This window comes from Palleronia caenipelagi (assembly GCF_007004065.1).
GTDB lineage: Bacteria > Pseudomonadota > Alphaproteobacteria > Rhodobacterales > Rhodobacteraceae > Palleronia > Palleronia caenipelagi.
The window spans coordinates 59,426-83,746 of the sequence record NZ_VFSV01000012.1 but is presented as its reverse complement, the minus strand read 5'-3'; the positions used below and the strand labels follow the sequence as shown (position 1 = coordinate 83,746).

The 24,321-nt window shown below is 62.7% G+C and carries 25 protein-coding genes and 1 riboswitch; of the genes, 12 read left to right on the top strand and 13 right to left on the bottom strand.

Features of this window, described 5'->3' with window-relative positions; translation table 11 throughout:
• Positions 1–13: 13 nt before the first annotated feature.
• From FEV53_RS09390 to fabA, 3 genes are all read right to left on the bottom strand, one after another.
• A complete protein-coding gene (locus FEV53_RS09390; protein WP_142834561.1) occupies positions 14–802 on the bottom strand; it encodes an enoyl-ACP reductase FabI in 789 nt (262 codons plus the stop codon).
• A gap of 2 nt (positions 803–804) precedes the next feature.
• The gene (gene fabB / locus FEV53_RS09385; protein ID WP_142834560.1) at positions 805–2,031 is read right to left on the bottom strand and encodes a beta-ketoacyl-ACP synthase I; all 1,227 of its coding nucleotides are present in this window, start codon (positions 2,029–2,031) and stop codon (positions 805–807) included.
• A gap of 138 nt (positions 2,032–2,169) precedes the next feature.
• The gene (gene fabA, locus FEV53_RS09380) at positions 2,170–2,679 is read right to left on the bottom strand and encodes a bifunctional 3-hydroxydecanoyl-ACP dehydratase/trans-2-decenoyl-ACP isomerase (protein WP_142834559.1); all 510 of its coding nucleotides are present in this window, start codon (positions 2,677–2,679) and stop codon (positions 2,170–2,172) included.
• Between the two features lie 119 nt (positions 2,680–2,798).
• On the opposite strand from fabA, the gene irrA reads away from it, so the two are divergent.
• Both irrA and FEV53_RS09370 read left to right on the top strand, forming a co-directional pair.
• A complete protein-coding gene (gene irrA / locus FEV53_RS09375; protein ID WP_142834558.1) occupies positions 2,799–3,245 on the top strand; it encodes an iron response transcriptional regulator IrrA in 447 nt (148 codons plus the stop codon).
• Between the two features lie 114 nt (positions 3,246–3,359).
• Complete coding sequence (locus FEV53_RS09370) at positions 3,360–3,995, top strand: glycosyltransferase family protein (RefSeq protein ID WP_221931600.1); 636 nt, start codon at positions 3,360–3,362, stop codon at positions 3,993–3,995.
• Positions 3,996–4,004: 9 nt separating this feature from the next.
• On the opposite strand, the gene FEV53_RS09365 is transcribed toward FEV53_RS09370, so the two are convergent.
• Entirely contained in the window at positions 4,005–4,868 is an 864-nt protein-coding gene (locus FEV53_RS09365) for a hypothetical protein (RefSeq protein WP_142834556.1), read from the bottom strand.
• A 118-nt stretch (positions 4,869–4,986) separates the two neighbouring features.
• On the opposite strand from FEV53_RS09365, the gene miaB reads away from it, so the two are divergent.
• The gene (gene miaB, locus FEV53_RS09360; RefSeq protein ID WP_142834555.1) at positions 4,987–6,306 is read left to right on the top strand and encodes a tRNA (N6-isopentenyl adenosine(37)-C2)-methylthiotransferase MiaB; all 1,320 of its coding nucleotides are present in this window, start codon (positions 4,987–4,989) and stop codon (positions 6,304–6,306) included.
• Here miaB and FEV53_RS09355 read toward each other — a convergent pair.
• Both FEV53_RS09355 and FEV53_RS09350 read right to left on the bottom strand, forming a co-directional pair.
• On the bottom strand, positions 6,303–7,241 hold the full coding sequence (locus tag FEV53_RS09355) for an alpha/beta fold hydrolase (protein WP_142834554.1): 939 nt from the start codon (positions 7,239–7,241) through the stop codon (positions 6,303–6,305). The two genes, miaB and FEV53_RS09355, sit on opposite strands and share 4 nt — an antisense overlap.
• A 3-nt stretch (positions 7,242–7,244) precedes the next feature.
• Positions 7,245–7,529, bottom strand: a complete 285-nt coding sequence (locus FEV53_RS09350) for an SCP2 sterol-binding domain-containing protein (RefSeq protein WP_142834553.1) — start codon at positions 7,527–7,529, stop codon at positions 7,245–7,247.
• 49 nt (positions 7,530–7,578) lie between these two features.
• On the opposite strand from FEV53_RS09350, the gene FEV53_RS09345 reads away from it, so the two are divergent.
• The 5 genes from FEV53_RS09345 to FEV53_RS09325 all read left to right on the top strand — a co-directional run bounded on the left by FEV53_RS09345 (position 7,579) and on the right by FEV53_RS09325 (position 12,483).
• Positions 7,579–8,154, top strand: a complete 576-nt coding sequence (locus tag FEV53_RS09345) for a tetratricopeptide repeat protein (protein WP_246100769.1) — start codon at positions 7,579–7,581, stop codon at positions 8,152–8,154.
• A gap of 78 nt (positions 8,155–8,232) precedes the next feature.
• Positions 8,233–11,019 carry a helicase-related protein gene (locus tag FEV53_RS09340; RefSeq protein WP_142834552.1) on the top strand — a complete coding sequence of 929 codons (2,787 nt, stop codon included), beginning with the start codon at positions 8,233–8,235 and terminating at the stop codon, positions 11,017–11,019.
• A gap of 6 nt (positions 11,020–11,025) precedes the next feature.
• Entirely contained in the window at positions 11,026–11,385 is a 360-nt protein-coding gene (locus FEV53_RS09335) for an RNA-binding S4 domain-containing protein (protein ID WP_142834551.1), read from the top strand.
• 79 nt (positions 11,386–11,464) lie between these two features.
• Positions 11,465–11,800 carry a ferredoxin FdxA gene (gene fdxA / locus FEV53_RS09330; RefSeq protein WP_142834550.1) on the top strand — a complete coding sequence of 112 codons (336 nt, stop codon included), beginning with the start codon at positions 11,465–11,467 and terminating at the stop codon, positions 11,798–11,800.
• 170 nt (positions 11,801–11,970) lie between these two features.
• On the top strand, positions 11,971–12,483 hold the full coding sequence (locus tag FEV53_RS09325) for a CarD family transcriptional regulator (RefSeq protein ID WP_142834549.1): 513 nt from the start codon (positions 11,971–11,973) through the stop codon (positions 12,481–12,483).
• 91 nt (positions 12,484–12,574) lie between these two features.
• On the opposite strand, the gene FEV53_RS09320 is transcribed toward FEV53_RS09325, so the two are convergent.
• A complete protein-coding gene (locus FEV53_RS09320; protein ID WP_142834548.1) occupies positions 12,575–14,512 on the bottom strand; it encodes a monovalent cation:proton antiporter-2 (CPA2) family protein in 1,938 nt (645 codons plus the stop codon).
• Positions 14,513–14,636: 124 nt separating this feature from the next.
• Entirely contained in the window at positions 14,637–16,913 is a 2,277-nt protein-coding gene (locus FEV53_RS09315; protein WP_142834547.1) for a hypothetical protein, read from the bottom strand.
• A 145-nt stretch (positions 16,914–17,058) separates the two neighbouring features.
• On the opposite strand from FEV53_RS09315, the gene FEV53_RS09310 reads away from it, so the two are divergent.
• Positions 17,059–17,790: an SIMPL domain-containing protein gene (locus FEV53_RS09310; RefSeq protein ID WP_185962151.1), complete on the top strand. Its 732-nt coding sequence runs from the start codon at positions 17,059–17,061 to the stop codon at positions 17,788–17,790.
• Between the two features lie 45 nt (positions 17,791–17,835).
• Here the strand turns inward: FEV53_RS09310 and FEV53_RS09305 are convergent, their stop codons facing one another.
• The gene (locus FEV53_RS09305) at positions 17,836–19,125 is read right to left on the bottom strand and encodes an O-acetylhomoserine aminocarboxypropyltransferase/cysteine synthase family protein (RefSeq protein WP_142834545.1); all 1,290 of its coding nucleotides are present in this window, start codon (positions 19,123–19,125) and stop codon (positions 17,836–17,838) included.
• A gap of 70 nt (positions 19,126–19,195) precedes the next feature.
• Between FEV53_RS09305 and FEV53_RS09300 the strand changes: the two genes are divergently transcribed.
• Entirely contained in the window at positions 19,196–19,609 is a 414-nt protein-coding gene (locus FEV53_RS09300) for a VOC family protein (protein ID WP_142834544.1), read from the top strand.
• 64 nt (positions 19,610–19,673) lie between these two features.
• Positions 19,674–19,879, top strand: a riboswitch (cobalamin riboswitch).
• A 48-nt stretch (positions 19,880–19,927) separates the two neighbouring features.
• Positions 19,928–20,608 carry an energy-coupling factor ABC transporter permease gene (locus tag FEV53_RS09295; RefSeq protein WP_142834543.1) on the top strand — a complete coding sequence of 227 codons (681 nt, stop codon included), beginning with the start codon at positions 19,928–19,930 and terminating at the stop codon, positions 20,606–20,608.
• A 56-nt stretch (positions 20,609–20,664) separates the two neighbouring features.
• Here the strand turns inward: FEV53_RS09295 and FEV53_RS09290 are convergent, their stop codons facing one another.
• The 3 genes from FEV53_RS09290 to FEV53_RS09280 form a co-directional block, all read right to left on the bottom strand.
• On the bottom strand, positions 20,665–21,099 hold the full coding sequence (locus FEV53_RS09290) for a DUF4399 domain-containing protein (RefSeq protein WP_142834542.1): 435 nt from the start codon (positions 21,097–21,099) through the stop codon (positions 20,665–20,667).
• A 66-nt stretch (positions 21,100–21,165) separates the two neighbouring features.
• Entirely contained in the window at positions 21,166–22,188 is a 1,023-nt protein-coding gene (gene trpD, locus FEV53_RS09285; protein ID WP_142834541.1) for an anthranilate phosphoribosyltransferase, read from the bottom strand.
• Complete coding sequence (locus FEV53_RS09280) at positions 22,185–22,766, bottom strand: anthranilate synthase component II (RefSeq protein ID WP_142834540.1); 582 nt, start codon at positions 22,764–22,766, stop codon at positions 22,185–22,187. The genes trpD and FEV53_RS09280 overlap by 4 nt, the downstream gene beginning before the upstream one ends.
• A 95-nt stretch (positions 22,767–22,861) precedes the next feature.
• Between FEV53_RS09280 and rarD the strand changes: the two genes are divergently transcribed.
• The gene (rarD, locus tag FEV53_RS09275) at positions 22,862–23,752 is read left to right on the top strand and encodes an EamA family transporter RarD (protein WP_246100768.1); all 891 of its coding nucleotides are present in this window, start codon (positions 22,862–22,864) and stop codon (positions 23,750–23,752) included.
• Here rarD and FEV53_RS09270 read toward each other — a convergent pair.
• Positions 23,749–24,315 (bottom strand): LOG family protein, encoded by a 567-nt coding sequence (locus tag FEV53_RS09270; protein ID WP_142834538.1) that lies wholly within the window; start codon positions 24,313–24,315, stop codon positions 23,749–23,751. The genes rarD and FEV53_RS09270 overlap by 4 nt on opposite strands.
• Positions 24,316–24,321: the final 6 nt, after the last annotated feature.

Below are 24,321 nucleotides of genomic sequence, written 5' to 3'. Positions count from 1 at the left end.
CCTCAGGGACGGATCAGGTGAGGTTGTCCACATGGGGCATCCCCATGACGTGGTAGCCGCCATCCACATGCAGGATCTCGCCGGAGGTGCAGGCACCCGCATCGGAAGCCAGATAGACCGCCGTTCCGCCGACCGCGTCCAGCGTCGCATTGGCGCGTAGCGGAGCGTTTTCCTCGGTATGGCGGAAAGTGCGGCGCGCGCCCCGGATTGCCGCACCGGCCAGCGTTTTCATCGGGCCTGGGGAGATCGCGTTCACGCGGATCCCGTCCGGGCCCAGATCGGCGGCGAGATAGCGCACCGCCGATTCGAGTGCAGCCTTCGCGACGCCCATCAGATTGTAGTGGGGCGTCACCCGGGCCGAGCCCTGGAAGGTCAGAGTCAGGAGTGTGCCGCCCTCGGTCATAAGCGGCGCCGCGCGGCGGGCCACGTCGATGAAGGAGTAGCAAGAGATCTCCAGCGAGTTGGAGAAATTCGACCGGCTGGTGTCCACAAAGCGGCCCACCATCTCGTCCTTGTCGGTAAAGGCGATGGCATGGACCACGCAGTCGAGCCGGTCCCAGTGGGAGGCCAGCGTCTCGAACGCCGCGTCCATGGCATCCGAATCGGTTACGTCGGCGGGGATCAGGAGGGTGCTGCCGACGCTTTCGGCCAGCGGACGGACGCGCTTGAGAAGTTGCTCGCCCTGATAGGTAAAGGCCAGCTCCGCTCCGGCATCGGCCATGGCTTTGGCAATGCCCCACGCAATCGAATGGGCGTTGGCCACGCCCATGACAAGCACGCGCTTTCCAGACATCGAGCCCATGTTTAATCCTTCCACTTGGTCAACAACATCGACCCGTTCGTGCCGCCAAAGCCAAATGAATTCGTCATCACGGTATCGAGCCCGGCATTTTCGACGAGTTTCGTCGCGATCTCGCCGTCGTGGATCGCCGGGTCGAGCGTGTCCACGTTTATCGATGGGGCAATAAAGTCGTTTTTGAGCATCAGGAGGCAGTAGATCGCTTCCTGCGCGCCGGTGGCACCCTGAGAGTGGCCGGTCATCGATTTGGTCGAGCTGATCGGCGGCGTGCTCCCCTCGCCAAACACGCGCCGAACCGCCTCGACCTCGCCCACATCGCCGACGGGCGTTGAGGTGCCATGGGCGTTGATATACCCGACGCGGGTCGGGTCCATGTCCCGCAAGGCCAGACGCATCGCCCGCTCGCCACCCTCGCCCGAAGGCGCGACCATGTCATGGCCATCAGAGGTCGCGCCAAAACCGGTCACTTCGGCGTAGATCGTCGCCCCGCGGGCCTGTGCGTGCTCAAGACTTTCGAGCACAACGATCCCGCCGCCTCCTGCAATCACGAAGCCGTCGCGGTCCTTGTCGAAAGCACGGCTGGCCTTCTGGGGCGTATCGTTGAATTTTGAGGACATGGCGCCCATGGCGTCGAACAGGCAGGACAGCGTCCAGTCGAGCTCTTCGCCGCCGCCGGCAAACATCACATCCTGCTGGCCCAGCTGGATTTGCTGTGCCGCCATCCCGATGCAATGCAGCGAGGTGGAGCAGGCGGAGGTGATGGAGAAGTTCATCCCTTTGATCTTGAACGCCGTCGCGAGGTTCGCGGACACCGTCGAGGACATGGCCTTGGGCACGGCAAAGGGGCCGATGCGCTTGGGGCTGCCCTTTTCTTCGACGATTTTATGGGCCTGATGCATCGCGCTCGTGGAAGGGCCACCGGAGCCGGCGATGAGACCCGTCATCGGGTTCGAGATCATCTCTTCGGTGAGGCCGGAATCGGCGATGGCCTGCTGCATGGCGATGTGCGCATAAGCCGCACCGGGTCCCATGAACCGAAGGGCGCGTTTGTCCACATGCTCGGTGATGTCGATTTTCAGCGTGCCGGCGATCTGGCTGCGAAAACCACGCTCGGCCATTTCCGGTGACGCTTCGATGCCCGAACGCCCGGCCTTGAGCGCTTCGGTCACCTCGTCAGCGGTGTTTCCGATCGGTGAGACAATTCCCAGTCCCGTAACGACGACGCGGCGCATCTCGGCCTCCTTCATAGATGTGGCTGGTGTCTAGGGCATGGACGGCGCGCAACGCAAGCCTTTGCCTCTTCTCGCAGAATGCGAAAGGCCCCCGGAATCGTGCCGCGGGCCTTTCATCACGTGTCCAAAACGGGTCGCTCAGCTTTCAGACAGGGCGACCTTCATGTCGGTGACCTGGTAAATCAGCTCGCCATCCGCATGAACCGTGCCATTGGCGACGCCCATGGTCAGTCGTCGGGTCTGGATTGCCTTGGTGAAATTCACGTTATAGGTCAGCATCTTGCGGTCCGGGCGCACCATGCCGGTGAGCTTGACCTCGCCCACGCCCAGCGCATAGCCACGCCCCTGCCAGCCACGCCAACCGAGATTGAACCCGGTGAGCTGCCAAAGCCCGTCGAGCCCCAGACAGCCGGGCATGATCGGGTTGCCCGGGAAATGGCAGTCAAAGAACCACAGCTCCGGCTTGATATCGAATTCGGCAACCACGTGACCTTTGCCATGCTCGCCGCCATCGGCAGAGATTTCGGTGATCCGGTCCATCATCAGCATAGGCGGCATCGGCAGCTGCGCATTGCCTGGCCCGAACAGCTCGCCCTTGGCGCAGGCAATCAGGTCGTCATAGCCAAAGGATGTGGGAAAATCAGACATGAGGAGCCTCCGTCACCGGGTCTGGATCATTTTCACGGCCCTTAGCACCGGCTTTTGCTGCGGCGCAAGGTTTGACCCGGATTGAATCCATCCGGCGGTGATGGCATATCAAACGTAATATGACTGAATTTTTGAACCAGATTACTGTCGAACAGCTAGAGCGGGCGAGCCTTATGCTGGCCCGGGCTGGTTTGCGTCCCACCCGTCAGCGCCAGCTTCTTGCCGCGCTGCTCGTTGGAGACGGGCAGGATCGGCATGTCACGGCAGAGAGTCTCCACGCCGCCTGCACTGCGACCGGGGACAAAGTATCGCTCGCGACTGTTTACAACGCGTTGCACTCCTTTTCGGAAGCGGGCCTCGTTCAAGAGGTCACCGTCGAGGGCTCCCGCAGCTATTTTGACACTCGTACCGATCAGCACCCGCATTTCTTCTGGGAGGATACGGGCGAGCTTCAGGACGCTCCGTCCGATACGCTGGAAATCGCGAGATTGCCGGACCCGCCAGAAGGCGCCTCGATTGCGTCCGTGGACGTGGTGATCCGTTTGCGCCGGGATACGGTTGCTTGATCTGCTGCGGCGTATCGATGTGATGGTACAACTCCGATGAACGTCGTCGTGTCCGTGGTGTCCCACGGCAACTGTGCTGAGGTACTGGAAAATCCTCTGGTATGGGATTTGGGGGTGCATCGCGTTATTCTGCGCGAGAACACCGGGGAGCTGGCGCATCAAATGCCGGCACACGTGGACGTGGTGTCCAACCTGAATCCGGTTGGGTTCGGGGAGAATCACAACAGATCATTTGAGATGGCGGGTCTCGATGACGCCGACTGGTTCGTCATCTGCAACCCGGACGTGACCGGGACAGAGGATCAGCTCGCCGACCTCCTTGGCCGGGCTGAGGCAGAGGGTGAGACGCTCGTAGCGCCGCTATTGTGGAACAATCGCACCGAGCAGTGGGATCACAATGTCCGGCCGAGGCTCAGCCTTTGGTCCCTGGGGCTGTCCTTTCTCGGCCAATCCCATCACAGCCGCTATGCGGCTGAGGACACGTCAGACCTTCAGTATGCCTATTGGGCCTCGGGTGCATTTATTGCCATTCGCGCCGGTCTGTTCCGGAAACTGGGCGGATTTGATGAGCGCTACTTCATGTACATGGAGGACGTAGATCTTTGCGACCGGGCACGTGCGCTGGATGTGCGGGTGCGATTTTATCCTGACATCCGCATGTTTCACAACTGCGCTCATGCAAACAAATCGGCCAGCAACCGAAAGTTTCGCCACCACCTGCGCAGCGTGTTCCGTTATTTTTTTATCTGAAGGCCCGGTTCAGAACCATTGGCCGGGTTCGACCAGCCCGAGTTCCAGCAGCTGCTTCGATTCCCAGCGGAAAGGCTGCGTCCCGTACCAGTGAAAGCTGTTGATTTCATGACGCGAACCGGCATTGCGGGTCAGCGCCTTCGCCGCGCGGAACGAGCAAATGGCCGCGGTCAGATTGTTGTGCCAAGGGCAGGAATATGTGTTGTATTCCTCGTCCGACATCGTGTGATCCGGGCGTAAGGTCAGTCCGGCCTTGGCGCGGAAGAGGCCGATGCGATCGATCTTGCGCTTGGTGTAGGGGACGTGTTCCTCAAAGCGCCACCGCAATCCGCCAAAGAAATCCATCTGCCGGTCCTTGTCCCCTCCGGTCTCCGGATCGTGTCGTGCCACCGCATAATAACCGGTCGAATCGAGATAGGTTTCCTCGCGGTTCACGGCATTGGAAATGGTTGCCTCCGGTCCGTAGAGGTCGATGACATAGGTCAGCATGCTAAACCGACGCTCTTCGGTATGGAACGTCAGCATCTCACCGATCCTGCGCGTCTCGCTGAACGGAAAGAACAGGTACTCCGCGTTGAATGCGTAATGCATCCAGAGGCCGGGGCCTTTTTCGATGACGGCATTGACCGCGTCGCAAACGGCTTCGGAGGTACGTTTGCGCCATTCCACATGATGCACTGGCACAGTCTCAGGCAAAGTCACGCTTGTATTGGCGGGAGCCATCAACACGATCGTCTTGAACCCGGTGGTCACCATATGATCCAGCGACGACTGTACTTCGACCTCATCTTCCACGAGCAATATCCCCACCGGCCCTTTGAGCACGAGGGTGTCATCGCGGCGAAATGCCTCCAGAGAGGTGTAGGTCGGCATGGCAGAACTCCTTTGACGGGCGGTTTGCAACGCCTGCGGCCCGATTTGCAAGAGCTTCATGTTGCGAGATGTCAGGCTTGGCGTTAAGACGCCGCGATCTCAGCACCGGAGGCGCGGCATGTCGACGACCCGAAAGCTCTACATCAAAACCTATGGCTGTCAGATGAATGTCTATGACAGCGAGCGCATGGGCGAGGCCATGGAGGGGCAGGGCTATGAGGCGACGGACAACCCCGAGGATGCAGATCTGATCCTCCTAAACACCTGCCATATCCGAGAAAAGGCTGCAGAAAAGGTCTATTCGGAGCTCGGCCGTTTTCGCGCGTTGAAGGCCGAGCGCCCCGATCTGAAGATCGGCGTTGCTGGTTGTGTGGCCCAGGCCGAGGGCGAGGAAATCATGCGCCGTCAACCGCTGGTGGATCTGGTGGTGGGGCCGCAGAGCTATCACCGGCTGCCGGAACTGGAGGCCGCGGCTCGTCAGGGCAAGCGGGCGCTCGACACCGATTTTCCTGAGGAAGACAAGTTCGAGCACCTGAACGCGCGCCCCAAAGCGAAACGCGGTCCGACGGCGTTTCTGACCGTGCAGGAAGGCTGCGACAAGTTCTGCGCCTTCTGCGTGGTGCCGTATACGCGCGGTGCCGAGGTTTCTCGTCCCGCTGACCGGGTGCTTCGTGAGGCGAGAGATCTTGTCGAACGTGGTGTACGTGAGATTACGCTGCTCGGTCAGAATGTGAACGCCTATCACGGCGCTGCCGCCGATGGGGACTGGAGTCTTGCGCGGCTGGTACGCGAGCTGGCAGAGATCGACGGGCTTGACCGCATCCGTTACACCACCAGCCACCCCAATGACATGAGCGACGACCTGATCGCCGCCCATGGCGAGATCGAAAAGCTGATGCCCTATCTGCACTTGCCGGTCCAGTCAGGCTCGGACCGGATCCTGAAGCGGATGAACCGCAGCCACACGGCCGAGAGCTACCTGCGCCTGATCGAGCGGATGCGCGAAGCGCGCCCGGATATTCTCATTTCGGGCGATTTCATTGTCGGCTTCCCCGAAGAGACCGATCAGGATTTCGAGGACACGCTGCGTCTGGTGGAAGAGGTGGAATACGGCCAGTGCTACAGTTTCAAATACTCCACCCGCCCCGGTACCCCTGCGGCGGAGCGCGCGCTTGTTGATCCGGCGGTCGCCGACGAGCGGTTGCAGCGGCTGCAAGCTCTCCTCCGCCGTCAGCAAACCGCCGTTCAGGATCGCATGGTGGGGCAGGAGGTGGGCGTTCTGTTTGAAAAGCCTGGGCGCGAGGACGGGCAATTGGTGGGCAAATCCGACCACCTGCATTCCGTCTTCGTGGATGCGCCCGGGCATCAAATCGGGGATCTGGTGCGGGTCAGGATCACGGCCAGCGCGCCGAATTCGCTGGCCGGAACGCTGATCTAATACCGCTCGAAATGGGCGAGGCAAGCGCCGATAGCCTTTCGCCGCCGCTCGGGCGTCTCCATGAGGCATTCATGGCGGGCTCCGTCGATTTCCAGAAGTTCCCCACCTGGCCAAGTGGCCATCCGCCGACGGATCTCGTCATTCTTTACGATGCTCTCATCGGTGCCAATCATAGCGAGACAGGGGATTTCCGGTGACGCTGCCTTGGCCAGATCGTGACATTCGTCGAGGGCTTCGGCCAGCCAACTGAGAGACGGCGGTCCCAACGCGAGCCCATGATGGGTGCGGGTCTGGTCGGTCATCCGCCTGTACTGCTCCCGGTCATGGGTGAGACGATTGTCCTCGAACGCGCGCGGCTCAGGATAGGCCGCGTTTTTGATCCCCGGAGATTGCCGGTGTCCGTGGCCCACGCGTTTGGCGACGATGGCTGCGGCATGGAGAAGCGGACGCACGGCGCCGGGTATGGTGATCCCCCACATTGGTGCGGACAGGGCGACGCTCTGCACATCCATCCCATTCAAAAGCGCCCTCAGCGCAATAGTGCCGCCCATCGAATGAGCGAGCAGGCGCCATGGTCGGGGCAGATCGAGGCTCTGCGCATAGTCCACGAGCGCTGCGACGTCTTTCTGGTAGTCGTGGAACACTTCCACATGACCAGACAGAGGGTTGTCGAGCAGCCGTGTGGAGAGCCCCTGTCCCCGCCAGTCCACCACAAGAACTGCGTGACCGGCGGCCACCAGATCGCCAATCACCTGCCCGTATTTCTCGATATATTCGGTGCGACCCGGGAACAGAAACACGGTACCTTTGGCCGGTCCCTCCGGCAGCCAATGGGCCGCGCGGATGCGGGCGCCATCCTCAGCAAACAGCCATACCGCGCGCCCGTCAGGCGGGGCGTCGGCCACATCTTCGTGCAGAGGCGCGTTCGGGATCATCGCTCAGAAGCTGGTGGCCAGCTTCATCGCCTGCGCCATGTCGCCGTCAATCTTCAGGCGGCCCGACATGAACGCGCTGGTCGGGTCGAGCGTGCCTTCGGCCAGCGCCTGAAAGGTCTCCGCATCGGCGGTCATGGTGGTGTCGGCCGGCTCGTCGCCCACACGGGCGCCCGCACCGTCGAGCATGATCGCGCCTTCACCCTCGACCACGAACTTCAGCGACCCGTCAAAGGATCCGCCAACTTTTTCGTTAAGCTGGGCGGCGGCTTCTTCGATCACGGTGCTCATCGGTGTCTCTCCTGTCAGATGTCACATATATTTTTCTCGAACCGACCGCATGATCGGTTATTCTGGTACAGACATGACCCGTATTTCGCACAAACTCAAATCTCTCGTGGCGGCAGCCTTCATTTTTTCTGCACCCGCTTTCGCAGAAGGCGACCGGCTGGACTCGCTGTTCGAAGCCCTGGCCACGGCAGAGGGCACGGATGCGGAACAGATCGCCGAGAAGATCGCCCTCGAATGGTCGAAATCCGGCTCCGCTGCCATGGATCTCCTGCTGGACCGGGGACGCGATGCGCTGGAGGCGGGCGACACAGCCTCCGCCATTGGTCATCTGACCGCGCTCGTCGATCATGCGCCGGACTTTGCCGAAGCCTATAATTCCCGAGCCGTCGCCTATTTCGGTGCAAAGACCTACGGACCGGCGCTGGCCGATATCCAGATGGCGTTGGCGTTGAACCCCCGCCATTTCGGCGCCATGGGCGGGCTGGCTCTGATCGCGGAGGAAATCGGTGCCCCGGCCATCGCCCGCGACGCGCTGGCCGCCCTGATCGCGCTCTACCCCGGCAACGAGGACGCAGTGGCGGCGCTGGGACGTCTGGAGCAGGAGCTCGACGGCACAGCTCTCTGACGGGCTCCGGGCTTGCGCTTGGGGGCGCGCGGCCTCATCTAGGCTCACGGGAACGGGTCTGGGGACGAAGGAGGCCATATGGGACGGATCACCGCAGTCCTCGGGCCGACGAATACCGGCAAGACGCATTACGCGCTGGAGCGGATGCTGGGCTACCGCTCCGGCATTATCGGCCTGCCGCTGCGCCTTCTGGCCCGCGAGGTCTACGACAAACTGGTGGCAATCCGGGGGCCGTCCGTGGTCGCGCTGGTCACGGGCGAGGAACGAATCGTTCCGGAGCGGACCCAGTATTGGGTCTGCACAGTTGAAGCGATGCCCGAGGCCATGGGGACGGATTTTCTCGCCATCGACGAAATCCAGCTCTGCGCCGATCCTGAGCGAGGACATGTCTTTACCGACCGGCTCCTCCGTGCGCGGGGCACCCATGAGACGCTGTTTCTGGGGGCCGACACGGTGCGCAGCGCCATTGCTGAACTCGTGCCGCAGGCGCAGTTCATGCGCCGGGACCGCTTTTCGACCCTGACCTATACGGGCAGCCGCAAGATCAGCCGGATGCGACCGCGCTCGGCCATTGTCGGGTTCTCGGTCGATAACGTCTACGCCATCGCTGAACTCCTGCGCCGCCAAAAAGGGGGCGCCGCCGTTGTCATGGGCGCGCTTTCACCGCGTACCCGGAACGCGCAGGTGGAGATGTATCAGAATGGCGATGTGGATTATCTGGTCGCCACCGATGCCATCGGCATGGGTCTGAACCTCGATATCGACCACATCGCCTTTTCCTCCACGCGTAAGTTCGACGGACGGCGGATGCGCGATCTGATGCCCAATGAGCTGGCACAAATTGCTGGCCGGGCAGGGCGTTACCGAACGGATGGCACCTATGGCGTCACCGGCGAAGCGCGGCCTCTGGACGAGGAAGTGGCCGATGCGATCTCCGAGCACCGCTTTGCCCCGATCCGGACGCTGCAATGGCGCAACGCTGCGCTGAGCTTCGGAACCACGGAGGCACTCATAGCGTCGCTGGAGGCCCGGCCCGATCATCAACGGCTGGTGCGTGGGCGCGAGGCGGATGACCTTATCGCCCTGAAGAGCCTTGCCGCCCAGCCAGAGATCGCCGCTGCCTGCAGCGATGCCACCGCCGTGAAACTCCTCTGGGATGTGTGCCGGATCCCGGACTTCCGGGGTATCAGCGCGGGCGAACATGCAGGGCTCCTCGACCGGATCTTCGGCTTTCTGCGCGAGTGGGGCCGGGTGCCCGATGACTGGCTCGCGCGGCAGGTCAAACGCATCGACCGGACCCAAGGCGACATCGACACTCTGTCCAAACGATTGGCGTATATCCGCACATGGACCTATGTGGCGCAAAGAAAGGGCTGGGTTGACGACGCGCAGCATTGGCGCGAAGCAACGCGCGCGGTAGAAGACCGCCTGTCAGATGCGCTCCATGAGGCACTGACCCAGCGATTCGTTGACCGGCGTACGAGTGTGCTCTTGCGGCGGCTGAAGCAGAAGGAGGCCATGTTGGCCGAAGTGAACGACAAAGGCGAAGTCTCCGTCGAGGGGCAATATGTGGGCCGGCTTGAGGGCTTCCGTTTCCGGCAGGACAAGGCGGGATCTCCCGACGAGGCGAAGACGCTGCGTCAGGCCAGCATCGCCGCGCTGACCCCGCATTTCAATCTACGGGCCGACCGGTTCTATAACGCTCCGGATACCGAGATCGACTTTACCGAGCAGGGCGGCCTCATGTGGGGCACCGAAGCGGTCGGTAAGCTGGTACGCGGTGACGACCCGCTGCGCCCGCGCATCGAGGCGTTCGTGGACGAAGAAGCAGGCCCGGATGTGGCGCAGAAGGTGGAGCGCCGTCTCCAGCACTTCATCGACCGTAAGATCGCAGCGCTGTTCGAGCCTTTGACGAACCTGAAGGGTGACGAGACTCTGGAGGGCCTGGCCAAAGGCTTTGCCTACCGGTTGATCGAAGCGATGGGCGTGATCCCGCGCGACGAGGTGGCCGGTGAGGTGAAGGATCTCGACCAGACCGCACGCGGTGCCCTGCGCAAGCACGGCGTCCGCTTCGGTCAGTTCACCATTTTCCTGCCGCTCCTGCTCAAGCCCGCGCCGACCCGGCTGCGGCTCCTGCTGTGGTCGCTCTACGAGAACCATGACACGTTCCCCGAGAGCCCGCCGCCGGGTCTCGTGACTATCCCAGTGGTCGAAGGGCTGCCGGACGGCACATATCTGCGCGCGGGCTATCGCCCCGCCGGAGACCGGGCGATCCGGATCGACATGCTGGAGCGTCTGGCCGACATGCTGCGCGCGCAGAATTCGCGGGCCGGGTTCGAGGCGACGCCGGACATGCTGTCGATCACCGGCATGACGCTGGAGCAATTCGCGGCGCTGATGACCGGGCTCGGCTACAAGGCCGAGCGCGGCGAGCGCGCGAAGGTTGCGGCCCCGAAGGAGACCCCCGCCGAGGCGCCCTCTGATGTGGACATGGCCTCGGAAGATGTGGCCCAGCCCGTCGAGGAAGCCGCTGCTTCCGCCGAGCCCGAGGTCGTCGCGGACGAGCCTGCGGCCGAAGCTTCACCTGATGCCGAGGTTACGTCGGAGTCCGATGAGACGCCCGAGATGGAGGTGTTCTACACCTTCACCTGGGCGGGACGGGCCCGAAATGCCGGTCGCAAGCCCGATGACCGTCAGGGTCAGGGTCAGCGCCCCCGTGGCAAGGGCAAGCCCAAGGGCGGGCAGAAGGGCAAGGGTGGCGCGCGTCCGCAAACCGCCAGTGCACGTCCGCCGCGCAAGGAAAAGGCAATCGACCCCGACAACCCGTTTGCCGCCGCGCTTATGGGGCTGAAGGATAAGGGCTGATCCGCTTTGGACCAGCCTGCTTCGATCCGCCTCGACAAATGGCTGTGGTTTGCGCGTTTCTTCAAAACGCGCAGCCTGGCGGCGCGAACAGTGACCGAAGGCGGCGTCCGGGTGAATGGCGTACGGGTCTCAAAACCCTCGGCCAGCGTGCGCGAAGGCGACATGCTGACCTTCAGCCAGGGCCGCGCCACGCGCGTGGTGGTGGTTCTTGCGCCAGGAACCCGGCGCGGACCCGCCCCGGAAGCACAGGCGCTCTACGAGGATCATTCGCCTCCTCCACCGCCGAAACCCGAGGCCAATCCCCGGTTCGACAAGGGCGGGCGCCCCACGAAAAAGGACCGCCGAGATCTCGACCGATTCGGATGAAGGGCAGGGTGCCGCAGTGGCTTGATGATCTGGCGGGGAGCGGCTATCTGCCCTGCGACAGAGTTACAGGACCAGCCGCATGACCTATATCGTCAACGACAAGTGCATCGCCTGCAAATACACCGACTGCGTCGAGGTGTGCCCCGTAGATTGCTTCTACGAGGGTGAGAATATGCTGGTGATCCATCCGGACGAATGTATCGATTGCGGGGTCTGTGAGCCGGAATGTCCGGCCGATGCGATCAGGCCTGACACCGATCCGGACGCGGAGAAGTGGGTTGAATTCAATCGAAAATATGCCGAGCTTTGGCCGGTGATCGTGACGAAAAAAGACCAGTTGTCCACCGCCGAAGAGATGGACGGAAAAGAAGGCAAGATCGAACTCTTCTCCGAAGCTCCCGGTGAGGGTGGTTGAGCGCGGCTTAACGTTCCGCTAACGGACTTTTAATAAGGTGCGATTCGTGGTATGCTATCCACGGATGTGGGCGAATTATTACACATGAATTGTGACGCGATGGGCTGTTTCGGCACCCCGCGCGTTTTCGTCTGCGTAGTCCCTGAGAGCCACTGAGGATGATGTCGAATATGTCGAAGACCAAAAAGCCTGAGTTCCGCCCGAACGAATATATCGTCTATCCCGCCCACGGGGTCGGACAAATTCTGTCGATCGAAAAGCAGGAAATTGCCGGGCTGGAACTGGAGCTGTTCGTCATCTCGTTCGAAAAGGACAAGATGACGTTGCGCGTCCCAACCAACAAGGCGACCGAGATCGGGATGCGTCAGCTTTCGTCTCCGGACGTCATTACCAAGGCCATGACCACGCTGAAGGGCAAGGCCAAGGTGAAAAAAGCGATGTGGTCGCGCCGGGCACAGGAATATGAGCAGAAGATCAACTCCGGCGACCTGATCGCTATTGCCGAGGTGGTCCGCGACCTGCACCGCAACGAGGACCAGCGCGAGCAGTCCTATTCCGAGCGTCAGCTCTATGAGGCGGCGCTGGAACGCCTGACCCGTGAGGTTGCTGCGGTTTCCGGTGGGGTCGAAGATGACGCGCAACGCGAAATCGCGACCCTTCTCGAAAGCCGCCAGGCCGCGTGATACTTCCGCGGCACTGACCTGCCATCCGTACCCAATGTAAAAGAGACGCCGCGCCCTGAAGTATGGTCGTGGCGTTTTTCATCTGCCGCGATCAGGAGGCCTGTTTCTCCAGATCGCCGGAGTCATCCTCCTCGGAGTCGTCCTCTTCGTAAGGGCTGGATCTGGCATGTTCGGCGCGGGCGGATAGCTCTGTTTCGAGTTCTGCGTTCAGGGCACGAGCGCGCTCGAGGTAAGCTTCATTCTGCGAGATCGGCACCCCCGGATCCCAAAGATCCGCCAGTTCGCGCAGCGATGACCGGTCGAGCCGGAAAAAGGTCCGCTCCATTTCGCGGGCCTGCAAATCGCTGATGCCGGTCCGCTCCAGCACGTAGCGCGCGGCGCGGAGGCTGGAGTCAAAGACCTCCCGGACGACCTCATCCGCGCCCGCCCGGTGCAGTTCGTAGACATGGTTGCGATCATAGGCGCGCGCGATGATCTGAAGTTCGGGATGCGCCTTGCGGGCGTAGGCGACAAGGTTCGTGACATCGTCCTTTTCATCCATCGCCACGACGAGGATCTGCGCCTCGTCCAGCCCGGCGGCATGCAGCAGCTCAGGCCGAGTCGGATCGCCAAAGAATCCCCGAAAGCCAAACTTGCGCATCAAAAGGATAGTGTCGAGATTGTGGTCCAGAACCACTGGCTCCAACCCCGAGACATGGAGCATGCGGTTCACGATCTGACCAAAGCGACCGATGCCGGCGATGATGATCTTTCCCTTATGGTCGATCTCATCTGCTTCCTGCGGGCGGTCTTCGTCCCGTTCGGCGATGCGCTTCCGGATCATCTCCCACAGGATGAAGAACAGTGGGGTCAGCAGCATCGACATGGCGATGACGAGCAGGATCGTGTCGCTGTGGGAACGCCCAAGGACGCCGGTTTGCAGGGAGAAGGACGTGAGCACGAAGCCGAATTCACCGGCTTGTGCCAGTCCGAGGGTGAACAGCCAGCGATCCCGTCGGCCCAGACCCGATAGTTTGCCCAGCGTGAAGAGCACGATTCCCTTCAGCATCATCAGCCCGAAGGTCAGTCCCAGGATCGTGAAGGGCTGCTCGAAGAACAGCGGAAATGAAATCCCCGCGCCGACGGTGATAAAGAACAGCCCGAGCAACAGTCCTTTGAACGGTTCGATATCGGCCCGCAGCTGATGGCGGAATTCCGAGTTGGCGAGCACGACACCCGCGAGGAAGGTTCCCAGCGCCGGAGACAGGCCCAGCAATGACATGGTGAAAGCAATCGAAATGACGATCAGCAGTGCGAAAGACACGTAAAGCTCGCGCATGTGTGCCCGGTGAATAAAGCGATAAGCCGGGCGGGTGCCGTAGATACCCGCAACGATGATCCCGGTAATGGCGGCCAACGTGACCAGCGTGACACCCCAGCCGGGCAGACCGTCGATCAGGCTTGCGACCTGCTCAGCGTTGACTTCTGCGGTGGTCTCAGCCTCGCCGCTGTGGTCTCCACCTCCGTGGCTTGCGTTACGCGTCGCCAAGAGCGGCATCAGCGCCAGCATTGGAATGACCGCGATATCCTGTGTCAGCAGAACCGAAAAAGACGCGTTGCCACCGGGCGTTCGCATCAGTCTCTTTTCCTGCAGGGTCTGGAGGACGATAGCAGTTGAAGACAGCGCCAGAATCATGCCGATCGCGATCGCTTCAAAACTGTCCAGCCCCAGAAAGATCGCCGCGCCGGTGACCAATGCCATGGTCAGCACGACCTGCGCACCTCCAAGGCCCAGAAGTTTGTGCCGCATACTCCACAGCGTTTGCGGTTCGAGTTCCAGGCCGATGATGAACAACATCATCACCACGCCGAATTCAGCAAAGTGCTGGATGTCTTGTGTCTCGTCCCCCACCAGCCCGAAGACCGGTCCCACGATGATCCCTGCAGCGAGGCAGCCCAGAACGGATCCCAGACCCAGCCGTGTGGCGATGGGCACCGAAATCACGGCTGCGGCAAGATAAACGGTGGCTTGAAATAGAAAAGCTTCCAAGGGGGACTCCGAAATAAAAGTCTGACAGTAGGTCTCGCAGAGCCTGCCTAAGTCTTTCTAGGCCAGCAGATGATGAAGGCCAGAAAGATCGTCTAGGACCGGCATGTTACCGCTGTCTGCCGGGTTACTTGGGCATCGACAAGCGCACAGTACGACCACTTTTGACATAATCGAGGCTGCTCGCGCTGATGGCACGGACCCGGCCTCCGTCAACCCGATCACCAATCTTGACCTTGACGAACTTGCCGGACGGCAGCCGGACCAGCGCACGGCGGTTCGAGCTGCTACCATAAACACCGATCAGATTCACGTTACCGAGCGGCAGAACATTCTTTGTCGTCGCCCGTGCAGCGACGGAGCCGGAAGTCGGACCAGAAGGTCGGACCACTGCGCTGGCGCTGGCCACACGGACGTTTTTCGCCTCGGGCTCCGCGCGCCGGACGGTCTTCTTCAGATTACGCGGGCGGGTCTTGGGTACAGGGGACCGGCTGATGGCATAGGGGCTGATCCGCTCGGGTTGCGGGACTTCGCGGGCGAGGCTGGCCAGCGTTGCTGCCACCCCGGCGGCATCCTGGCCCGGGGCGAGGGCGGGTTGTGTCGGCTCGGGACGCAAACCTTCAGGTCGTGCACGAGGGTTGAGCGAGGCCTGAACGAGGTCCGAAATCTTCTGGTCCTGCAATTCCTGGAGCTCTGCCTGCTCCAACAAGGTCTTGATCCGATCAGCCGGACGGGGCGACGGGCGCAGGCCTGATCGGGGGTCGTCGCGGTCTCCGAGCACCGACGGCAGAGCTTCATCAGTAGCGACGGCGGAACTCTGAGCCTCCGCGACAGCTTCCGGGCGGGGAGCCGGGCGGGTCGCGTCCGCATCTGGCCGGTTGGGCGCCGTCAGATCGTCGGATGCGGCGTCTGCGGTGTCCGGCAGGTCGGCGTCGTTGGTGCGCTCTTCATCGCCAAATGGCCGGGCCGCCGGGCGCAATTTTGCGAGGGCCGCCGCGGCGCCATCTTCCTCAATAGGCTGATCGACGGTCAGCGGCGTCTCAGGCGTGGCCGCTTCAGTGACCTCTGTCGGGTCTTCGGCCACGACCGGCGTTTCTGGCCGGGCGCGCGGGCGGAGGTCCTCGTCTCCCGGTCGCGTTAAGGCTGCGTCGGAGGTGGGCGTGTCGAAGCCAGGACGAGCGGGCGGCACGATGTCTGGCGCTGATGCGATCACCTCTACCGGATCTGCGGCGATCTCTCCCTCCACCACCGGAGCATCGGCGTCACTCGCGGTCGGACGGGCTCGTGGTTCCAGCTCAGGCGCAGCGGCAATGACCTCAGGCGGAGCCGACGGAGCGGTATCCGCGGGCTCGGGGGCGGCAAAGGCAATGTCGGATTGTTCCTGTTCCACTTTCTCGGAGACAGCAATCGGTTCGGCTGGCGCGACGATCTCCGCGATGTCGGCCGTTTCGGTCTCGACCGGAGCTGCCGGAGATGGGGTGTCGTCCGCGACCTGATCACTGGGCGGTTCTGCCTCGGGGGCTGTCGTCTCGGCCACCTGAGGTGTGGGTTCGGCGGGCAGGGAGGCCACCGGCGCATCATCTGCGCCTAACAGCCAGAGGGCGCCACCGAGAAGGGCGACGGCCAAGACCCCGGCGGCGGCCAGAGCGTTCGTTTTAGACAGAGCGGGGGGCGTGCGAAGGGCCGAGACCGCCGTTGCCACCTGCTTTTGTGGCGCTCTCAGAGGAGGCTTCGCCGCAGCGGGCGCGGCCTTGGGCGCCGCGGCAGCAGCTGGTGTCGGCTTGGACTTGGCGGCTGGCTTGGGCGAAGGAGCCACGCTCGGGACAGGTTGTACAGGGGTCGCAACGGACTGGCCAGTTGCGGCGGCGGTGGCGACCCGGATCCCGGTGATCTTCGGTGCTTTTTTGGCAGTTTCGGGTTTGGCCCGTGGAGAGATGCCAAAGTCAGCCATGCGCGGGAAGAGGCCCGTCTTGCGATGACTGCGAAAGCGCCCCGGGCCGAACCCGTGCGTTTTGGCAAAGCTGTCCAGCTCGTCGAGTGTTTCCCGGGCTACGGCGGCAACGGCGATGCGGTCTTCGCCGATGCGCTGTACATCGAACGCAAGCTCGTCCAGCGCATAGGGGGTACGGCCCGCAAGGCTCTCTTTGGCGGCAGCCTCCATGGCCGCCGGATCCGTGCTTTTGCACCGGACATCGAGCACCAGCATCTCGGACGGCGGCACGAGAATATCGGCGCGGAGCGGAATGCCAAGCTCTGCCTCAAGCTGCCCCCGCAGGGCATTCAACCTGGCGGACAGGCCCTCGTCATCCACCGGCAACTCAGCCAGCACCCGGTTGGAGGCGCCGGTCTGCCGCAACAGGCGGATCTCGGTCTCGGTAAACTCCAGAAAAATGGTCTCGGTCATGGTCCTGTATCATCACTGGGCCGAGGCCGGGACAGCCTGTGGCACGATTACAATTGGAGCCTATCTTAGCTTTGCGCCTATGGGAAGAAATCAGACGGGCGGGAACCCGCCCTAAATGACATCAGAGCCACGAAGGAGACACAAGGTGACGGGCAGAAGACAGATAATTTTGGCGCTGGCAGTGGCGTTGGGGATGACCGGAGGAGCGGCAATGGCCGAAATGCAACAGGACGGCGGCGTTTTGGAGGTCAGTGGCTCGGGCTCGTTCCGGGTGGTGCCCGACATTGCCACGGCGAGATTGGGCGTCGTCGCCGAAGCGGACAGCCCCGGACAGGCCACCGGGGCTCTTGGGGTCAATCTCGATGCGGTTCTGGGGCAGTTGGTGGAGGCGGGCGTTCCCCCCAAGGACATCCAGACCGGGACGCTGACCCTGTCGCCGGTCTATGAGCAGATCGACCCGGTGGGTCCCCAGAGGCGGCAGCGAAATCTGGTCGGATACACCGCCAGCAGCATTCTGTCCGTCCGGCTGAGCAATATTGACGGGCTGTCAGAGGTGCTGGACCGGGTCATTTCAGCCGGGGCCAACCGGTTTGAGGGGCTCAGTTTTGGTCTGGCCGATGACACGGCGGCGCAGGACGCAGCACTCGCGGCGGCAGTCGCGGATGCGTTGCGGCGGGCGGCGATCATGGCAGACGCGGCGGGCATGGGCCTTGGGCCAATCCTGAGTGTCACAGAAGAGCGGGGTGGGGGTGTGCCGCGCCCCTATCTGGCGCGGGCGGAGATGGCGATGTCCGATGCGCCGGTTCCTGTGGCCCCCGGTGAGGTAGAGATCAGTCAGAGCGTCATGCTGAAAGCCGCGCTTGAGCCGCTGAACTAAGATCGTCCCGCGCGCATCACGATGCGCGCGGGACTGCGTTTCAGATCAGGCGGTTGCCTTGGTCAGCGCCTGATCGAGATCGGCGATAATATCGTCGGCGTTTTCGATCCCGATGGAGACCCGGACCACTTCCGGCGCCGCTCCTGCCGCGCGCTGCTGCTCTTCGCTGAGCTGGCGGTGGGTGGTGGAGGCCGAGTGGATAATCAGGCTGCGTGTGTCGCCGAGATTGGCCACGTGCGAGAACAGCTCCAGCGAGTCGATGAGCTTGACGCAGGCGTCATAGCCGCCCTTCACCGCGAAGGTGAACAGGCTGGAGGCGCCGCGCGGACAGATCTTTGCCACCCTGTGATTATAGGGCGAACTCTCCAGACCCGCATAAGTCACGTGGTCGATCCGGTCATCGGCTTCGAGCCATTTGGCGACCTTCATCGCGTTCTCGCAGTGGCGGTCCATGCGCAGGGACAGGGTCTCGATCCCCATCAGCGTGTAATGGGCCGCCTGCGGGTTCATGGTCATGCCAAGATCGCGCAGACCCACGGCGATCCCGTGGAAGGTGAAGGCCATCGGGCCGAGCGCCTCGTGGAATTTCAGACCGTGATAGGCGGGTTCGGGCGCGCTGAGAGAGGGGAACTTGTCTGAGGCGGACCAGTCGAATTTGCCCGAGTCGACCACGCAGCCGCCCGTGACCGTGCCGTTGCCGGTCAGGAACTTGGTGGTGGAATGGACAACCAGCGTCGCGCCATGCTTGATCGGATTGCAGAGGTAGGGTGTCGCGGTGGTGTTATCCACGATCAGCGGCAGGCCGACGCTGTCCGCAACTTCAGCTACTGCATCAAGGTCGGTTATGTAACCACCTGGATTTGCAATAGATTCGCAGAAGATCGCCCGCGTGTCGTCATCCACCGCCGCGCGGATCGCGTCCACATCGTCGAAGTCGACGAACTTGGCCGACCAGCCGAAGCGCTTGATGGTCTGGCTCATCTGCGTGACCGTGCCGCCATAGAGACGGGTCGAGACGACCACGTTCTTGCCCGGACCCATGAGCGGGAAGAGCGCCATGATCTGCGCCGCGTGACCCGAAGAACAGCAGACCGCGCCCGCACCGCCCTCCAGCGTCGCGATGCGTTCCTGCAGAACGGCGACAGTGGGGTTGGTCAGGCGGGAATAGATGTAGCCCACCTCTTGCAGGTTAAACAGCGCGGCGGCGTGATCGGCGTCGCGGAACTCATAGGCCGTGGTCTGATAGATCGGCGTCTGGCGGGCGCCGGTGGCCGGGTCGGGGCTGGCCCCTGCATGGATTTGCAGTGTCTCGAAGCCTTTGGGGGAATCGCTCATGGTCTCTCCTCATCAGATGAGCGCGATGCTATGGCGGGCGGACCTGACAGACAATATTGGATCACGCCCCATGCTCACGCCCTTTCACCTCGCCATCAACGTGACCGATCTGGACGTCACGCGCGTGTTCTACGGCGACATTCTCGGCTGCCGGGAAGGACGCTCGACAGAGACTTGGGTGGATTTCGATTTCTTCGGTCATCAGCTGTCTCTGCATCTGGGCCAGCCGTTCCGCACCGAGGCGACGGGGAAGGTCGGCGATCACATGGTGCCCATGCCGCATCTGGGGGTCGTCCTGCATAAGCCTGACTGGGATGCACTGCGCGACCGCCTCGAGGCGGCGCAGATCGACTGGGTGATCCCGCCTTCGGGCCGGTTCATTGGAGAGCCGGGTGAGCAATGGACGATGTTTTTCTATGACCCGTCCGGAAACCCAATCGAGATCAAGGGTTTCGCCGATCTCTCCGGAGTGTTCGCCAGTTGAGAGGCTCTGCCCGCGGAGGTTTAGCGCATAACTGTCGTTTCGAGTTTACATGTGACAGTCCGTCTGCGACAGTTTCCGGGATGGTTCCCCGTGCGTAAGCCGGTGGATTAGAAAGGGAACCCGGTGCGGGCCTCTTGGGGTTCAAGGCCGGGGCTGCCCCCGCAACTGTAAGCAGGGTGCCGATCTCGATGAACCACTGGCCGAAGGCTGGGAAGGGGAGAGAGGCGATAACCTGCGAGCCAGGACACCTGCCATCGTCACAGGGCGTCTGCCCGCAACAACGACCTGCGCACGGTGGGTGCGGATAAGGAGGATTGAATGCATATCGAACCGGGTGTCGTGAATGGCGCCAAGATTCTGCTGAGCTACGGGACTGCGCTGGGCGCGGCAGGGCTCAGCGCAAAAATGGCGCTGGAAAACCTGCGCGGCCTGACCGCACTGCCGGCCCTCGCGGCGCGCTCCGTGCTCGCCACGGCCGCGGTCTTCGCGTTCTTCCAGGTGTTGCCGCATTACCCGGTGGGCGTTTCCGAGGTGCATTTCATCCTTGGCTCGACCCTGTTCCTGCTCTTCGGTGGCGGAGCGGCCTCCGTTGGTCTGGCGCTGGGTCTGCTCCTTCAGGGCCTGTTCTTTGCCCCGCTCGACCTGCCGCAATACGGCATGAACGTGACGACCTTGCTGGTGCCGCTCTGGGCGGTCAGCCTGCTGGCGCGCAAGATTATCGCCCCCGGCACAGCTTACACCGATCTCGGTTATGGCCAGACACTCGCCCTCTCGGCAGCCTATCAGGGTGGAGTCGTGGCCTGGGTCGCGTTCTGGGCCTTCTACGGTCAGGGCTTCGGCGCGGCCAATGTGGTCGCGGTGTCGAGCTTCGGCGCGGCCTACATGCTGGTCGTTGCGATCGAGCCGCTGGTGGATCTGCTGGTCCTTGGCGCTGCCAAAGGTTGGAAGGGCGCCGCAAAGAGTGGTCTCGTGACACCGCGTCTCGTCCGCGCAGACTGACACCCGTTTTATTTTGCGATGAATGCCCGGCGCGTCCCAGCGCCGGGCATTCTGCGTCATTCCACAGTGATCGTGATGACCTCGGACATGATCGGGGGATCATGGGGCACATGGTTCATGTCTCCCAGCACCAGTTGAAGCGTGTGCTCGCCGGGTTCGAGCTCGATCCGGGTTTCCGTCTGACCGCCGCCGAAATGTTTGTGATGATCGTCCGAAGGCAGTCCTGCATCCATGGCATCATCCGCACCTTCGCCAAAGGGAGGGCGGTCGATCAGGAGGTGGTGATGCCCTGTTTTCTCCACATCGACGCCCGCAGGCGCCACGCCCATGCCCGACAGGCCAAACTCGACCAGAACGGGCGAGGACACTGTGGCCCCGTTTTCCAGATTGATAATGTGTACCTTGGCATCTGCGGGGGCCGCCGTCTCGCCGGCGAAGGCGAAACTGGTCGAGAGGCACAGGGCCGCTACGGTTAAGACTGCATGGCGCATGGTATCGCTCCAGTTGTTGTTCCCGGTGGGAAATTAACTAGAGCGATAGCGCGGAAGGCAACAGTCTCAGGTCGAGGCCAGCGGGGAGACCTTGGCCAGACCTTCGACCTTGGACTTCGCCGCACCGCTGTCGATGCTCTCAGCGGCCAGTTTCGCACCGTCCTTCAGGTCGCTGACCTTGCCCGCGATCAGAAGCGCGGCGGCAGAGTTCAGCAGCACCGCGTCACGATAGGCCGAGGCCTCGCCCGCGAGCAGCGCCCGGAACGCACGGCCATTCTCTTCGGGAGAGCCGCCAAGAATCTCTTCGAACGGGTGCTGCGGCAGACCGGCATCCTCGGGGGCGACCTCTCGCGTCGTCACCTGACCGTTCTCCAGCACCGCGACCTGCGACGGATCCGAAATGGCAAGCTCATCGGTGCCGTCGCCACCATGAACGATCCACGCCACCTCGGAGCCTAGCTGACCCAGCGTTTCCGCCATAGGTACAATCACATCCGGTGAGAAAGCCCCGGTGAGCTGGCGCTTGACCCCGGCGGGGTTGGTAAGCGGCCCGAGGATGTTGAAAATCGTCCGCGTTCCGAGTTCGATCCGCGTTGGCATGACGTTGGCGATCGCCGGGTGATGCATGGGCGCCATCATAAAGCCGATGCCGACCTCGTTCAGCGCCCGCTCCACCACATCCGGCCCGACCATCACGTCAATGCCCTGCTGGCTGATCACATCTGCCGCGCCGGATTTCGAGCTGAGATTGCGGTTGCCGTGTTTCGCCACCGGCACCCCGGCGCCTGCCACCACGAAGGCGGTCGCGGTCGAGATGTTCAGCGTACCTTTGCCGTCGCCGCCGGTTCCGACGATATCCATTGCACCTTCGGGCGCGCGCACCGGTCTGGCGCGGGCGCGCATTGCGGCGGCGGCGGCGGCGTATTCGGTCACCGCCTCGCCCCGCACCCGCAGGGTCATCAGAAACCCGCCCATCTGGCTCGGGGTGGCCTCGCCGTCGAAGAGCAGATCGAAGGCCGTGCGCGCCTCTTCGGCTGTCAGAGGGCGGTCGACCGCGGTGGCGATCAGCGGCTTCATCGGATCGCTCATGCGGGCTCCTTTGCCATATCGAGGAACGTCTTCAGCATCGCATGCCCGTGCTCGGAGCGGATCGACTCTGGGTGAAACTGGACGCCATGGATGGGCAGATCCCGATGGGCGAGGCCCATGATCGTTCCGTCTTTGAGTTCAGCAGTGACCCGAAGGCTGTCGGGCAGGGTGGCCCGTTCGACCACCAGCGAATGATAGCGCGTGGCCGAGAGAGGTGAGGGCAACCCGGCAAAGACGCTGTCTCCCTCGTGATGGATGATCCCGGCCTTGCCGTGGACGATCTCGCTGTGGCGGATGACTTTGCCGCCAAACGCCTGCCCGATGGCCTGATGGCCGAGGCAGACACCGAGCAGCGGGATCCGCGCCTCCGCCGCAGCCGAGACGAGAGCGAGACAGATCCCTGCTTTGTCCGGGTCACAGGGACCGGGCGACAGCATGATCGCCGACGGGTTCAGGGCCAACGCCTCCTCCACCGTGATGCGGTCATTGCGATGCACCTGCACCTCGGCCCCGAGCTCGCCGACATAATGGACGAGGTTCCAGGTGAAGCTGTCATAATTGTCGATGAAGAGTAGCAAGAAAGCCCCTTTCCGGATCAACGCGGCGACTTGGAAGCCGCCAGATTGCCGTATAGATGCGAGACAGCGAGGGGCAGCGTCAAGGTGGGCAGAGCGTGAAACAGAACACCCGTGACGATGCGCCGGTCTCGGCCCGCGCTGGTGTCTGGTCCATGGTCGCCGCCTGTGTGGTCTGGGGACTGTCGCCGCTCTTTTACAAGGCCCTCTCGCACGTCCCGCCCGTAGAGATCCTGGCGCACCGCACACTCTGGTCGCTCCTGCTGTTTGTTCTGATCCTCTGGGGGCAGGGACGGCGGGGCGAAATCGTGGCGCTGATTGGCCGTTCGCGCCGTAACCTCGCTCTGATCCTCGCGGCGGCCGCTCTTATCACAGTGAACTGGGGCATGTTCATCTATGCGGTGCAGGCGGGCGAGGTCGTCCAGTCGAGCCTCGGCTACTACATCTTCCCACTCGTCTCGGTCGCCATGGGCGCCGCGATTTTTCAGGAGCGCCTGAATTTCCGGCGCAAATTCGCGGTCGCTCTGGCAACGGCAGGCGTCGTAATCCTGATCGTTGGCCTCGGCGAGATGCCGACCATCGCGCTCGTCCTCGCGCTGACCTTCGGAACCTACGGTGTGGTCAAGCGGCTCCTCGGGACAGGTCCGCTTGTCTCCGTTGCGGCCGAAGTCCTGATCCTCGCGCCTTTGGCTTTGGGCTGGCTGGTCTTTGCCACGCCCGGTCTCGGTGGGTTTCAGGGCTGGACCGCGTTCGGCCTCATGGCCGCTGGCCCGATGACAGCGATTCCGCTCATGCTCTTCAGCCGCGCGGCAAAAGCTCTGCCCATGGCAACCGTTGGGCTCATCCAGTACCTCAACCCCACGCTGCAATTCCTTTGTGGCGTTGTGATTTTTGGTGAGGCTTTCTCGATGCTCCACGCCATCACCTTCGCGATAATCTGGACCGCACTTGGAGTCTATTCGCTGGGCGCGGCCCGAAAGAGCGCTTAGCCCTGCAACGCTCCAAGCCGTTCCAGCGCAGCCGCAGCGTCGGGTACAACCTCGATGAAATCGCGCAGGGACGGCTCGGCAAAGCCCTGGGCCACCACATGTTCCACCAGCCCAACCAGCGGGTCCCAGTAGCCACCGACGTTCAGCAGCAGGATCGGCTTGTCGTGCAGCCCAAGCTGGCGCCAGGTGAGCACCTCGAAGAACTCATCCAGGGATCCCGCGCCGCCCGGCAGCACCACCACCGCATCGGCATTCATCAGCATGACCTTCTTGCGCTCATGCATGGTCTCGGTGATCACCAGACGCGAAAGATCGCGCTTGCCGACCTCGGCCTGAAGCAGATGGGTGGGGATGACGCCGAAGGTCTCTCCGCCCGCGGCCTGACAGCTGCGCGCCACGCGGCCCATGAGGCCCACATCACCAGCGCCATAAACGAGCCGCATGCCACGCGTGGCCAGACCCGCGCCCAGCGCTTCGGCGGCGGCGGCGTAGGTGGGCGCCCCCCCGTCCCGTGCGCCGCAATAGACACAAACTGAAACAATCTGTTGTAAATCTGTGCTCATACTCTC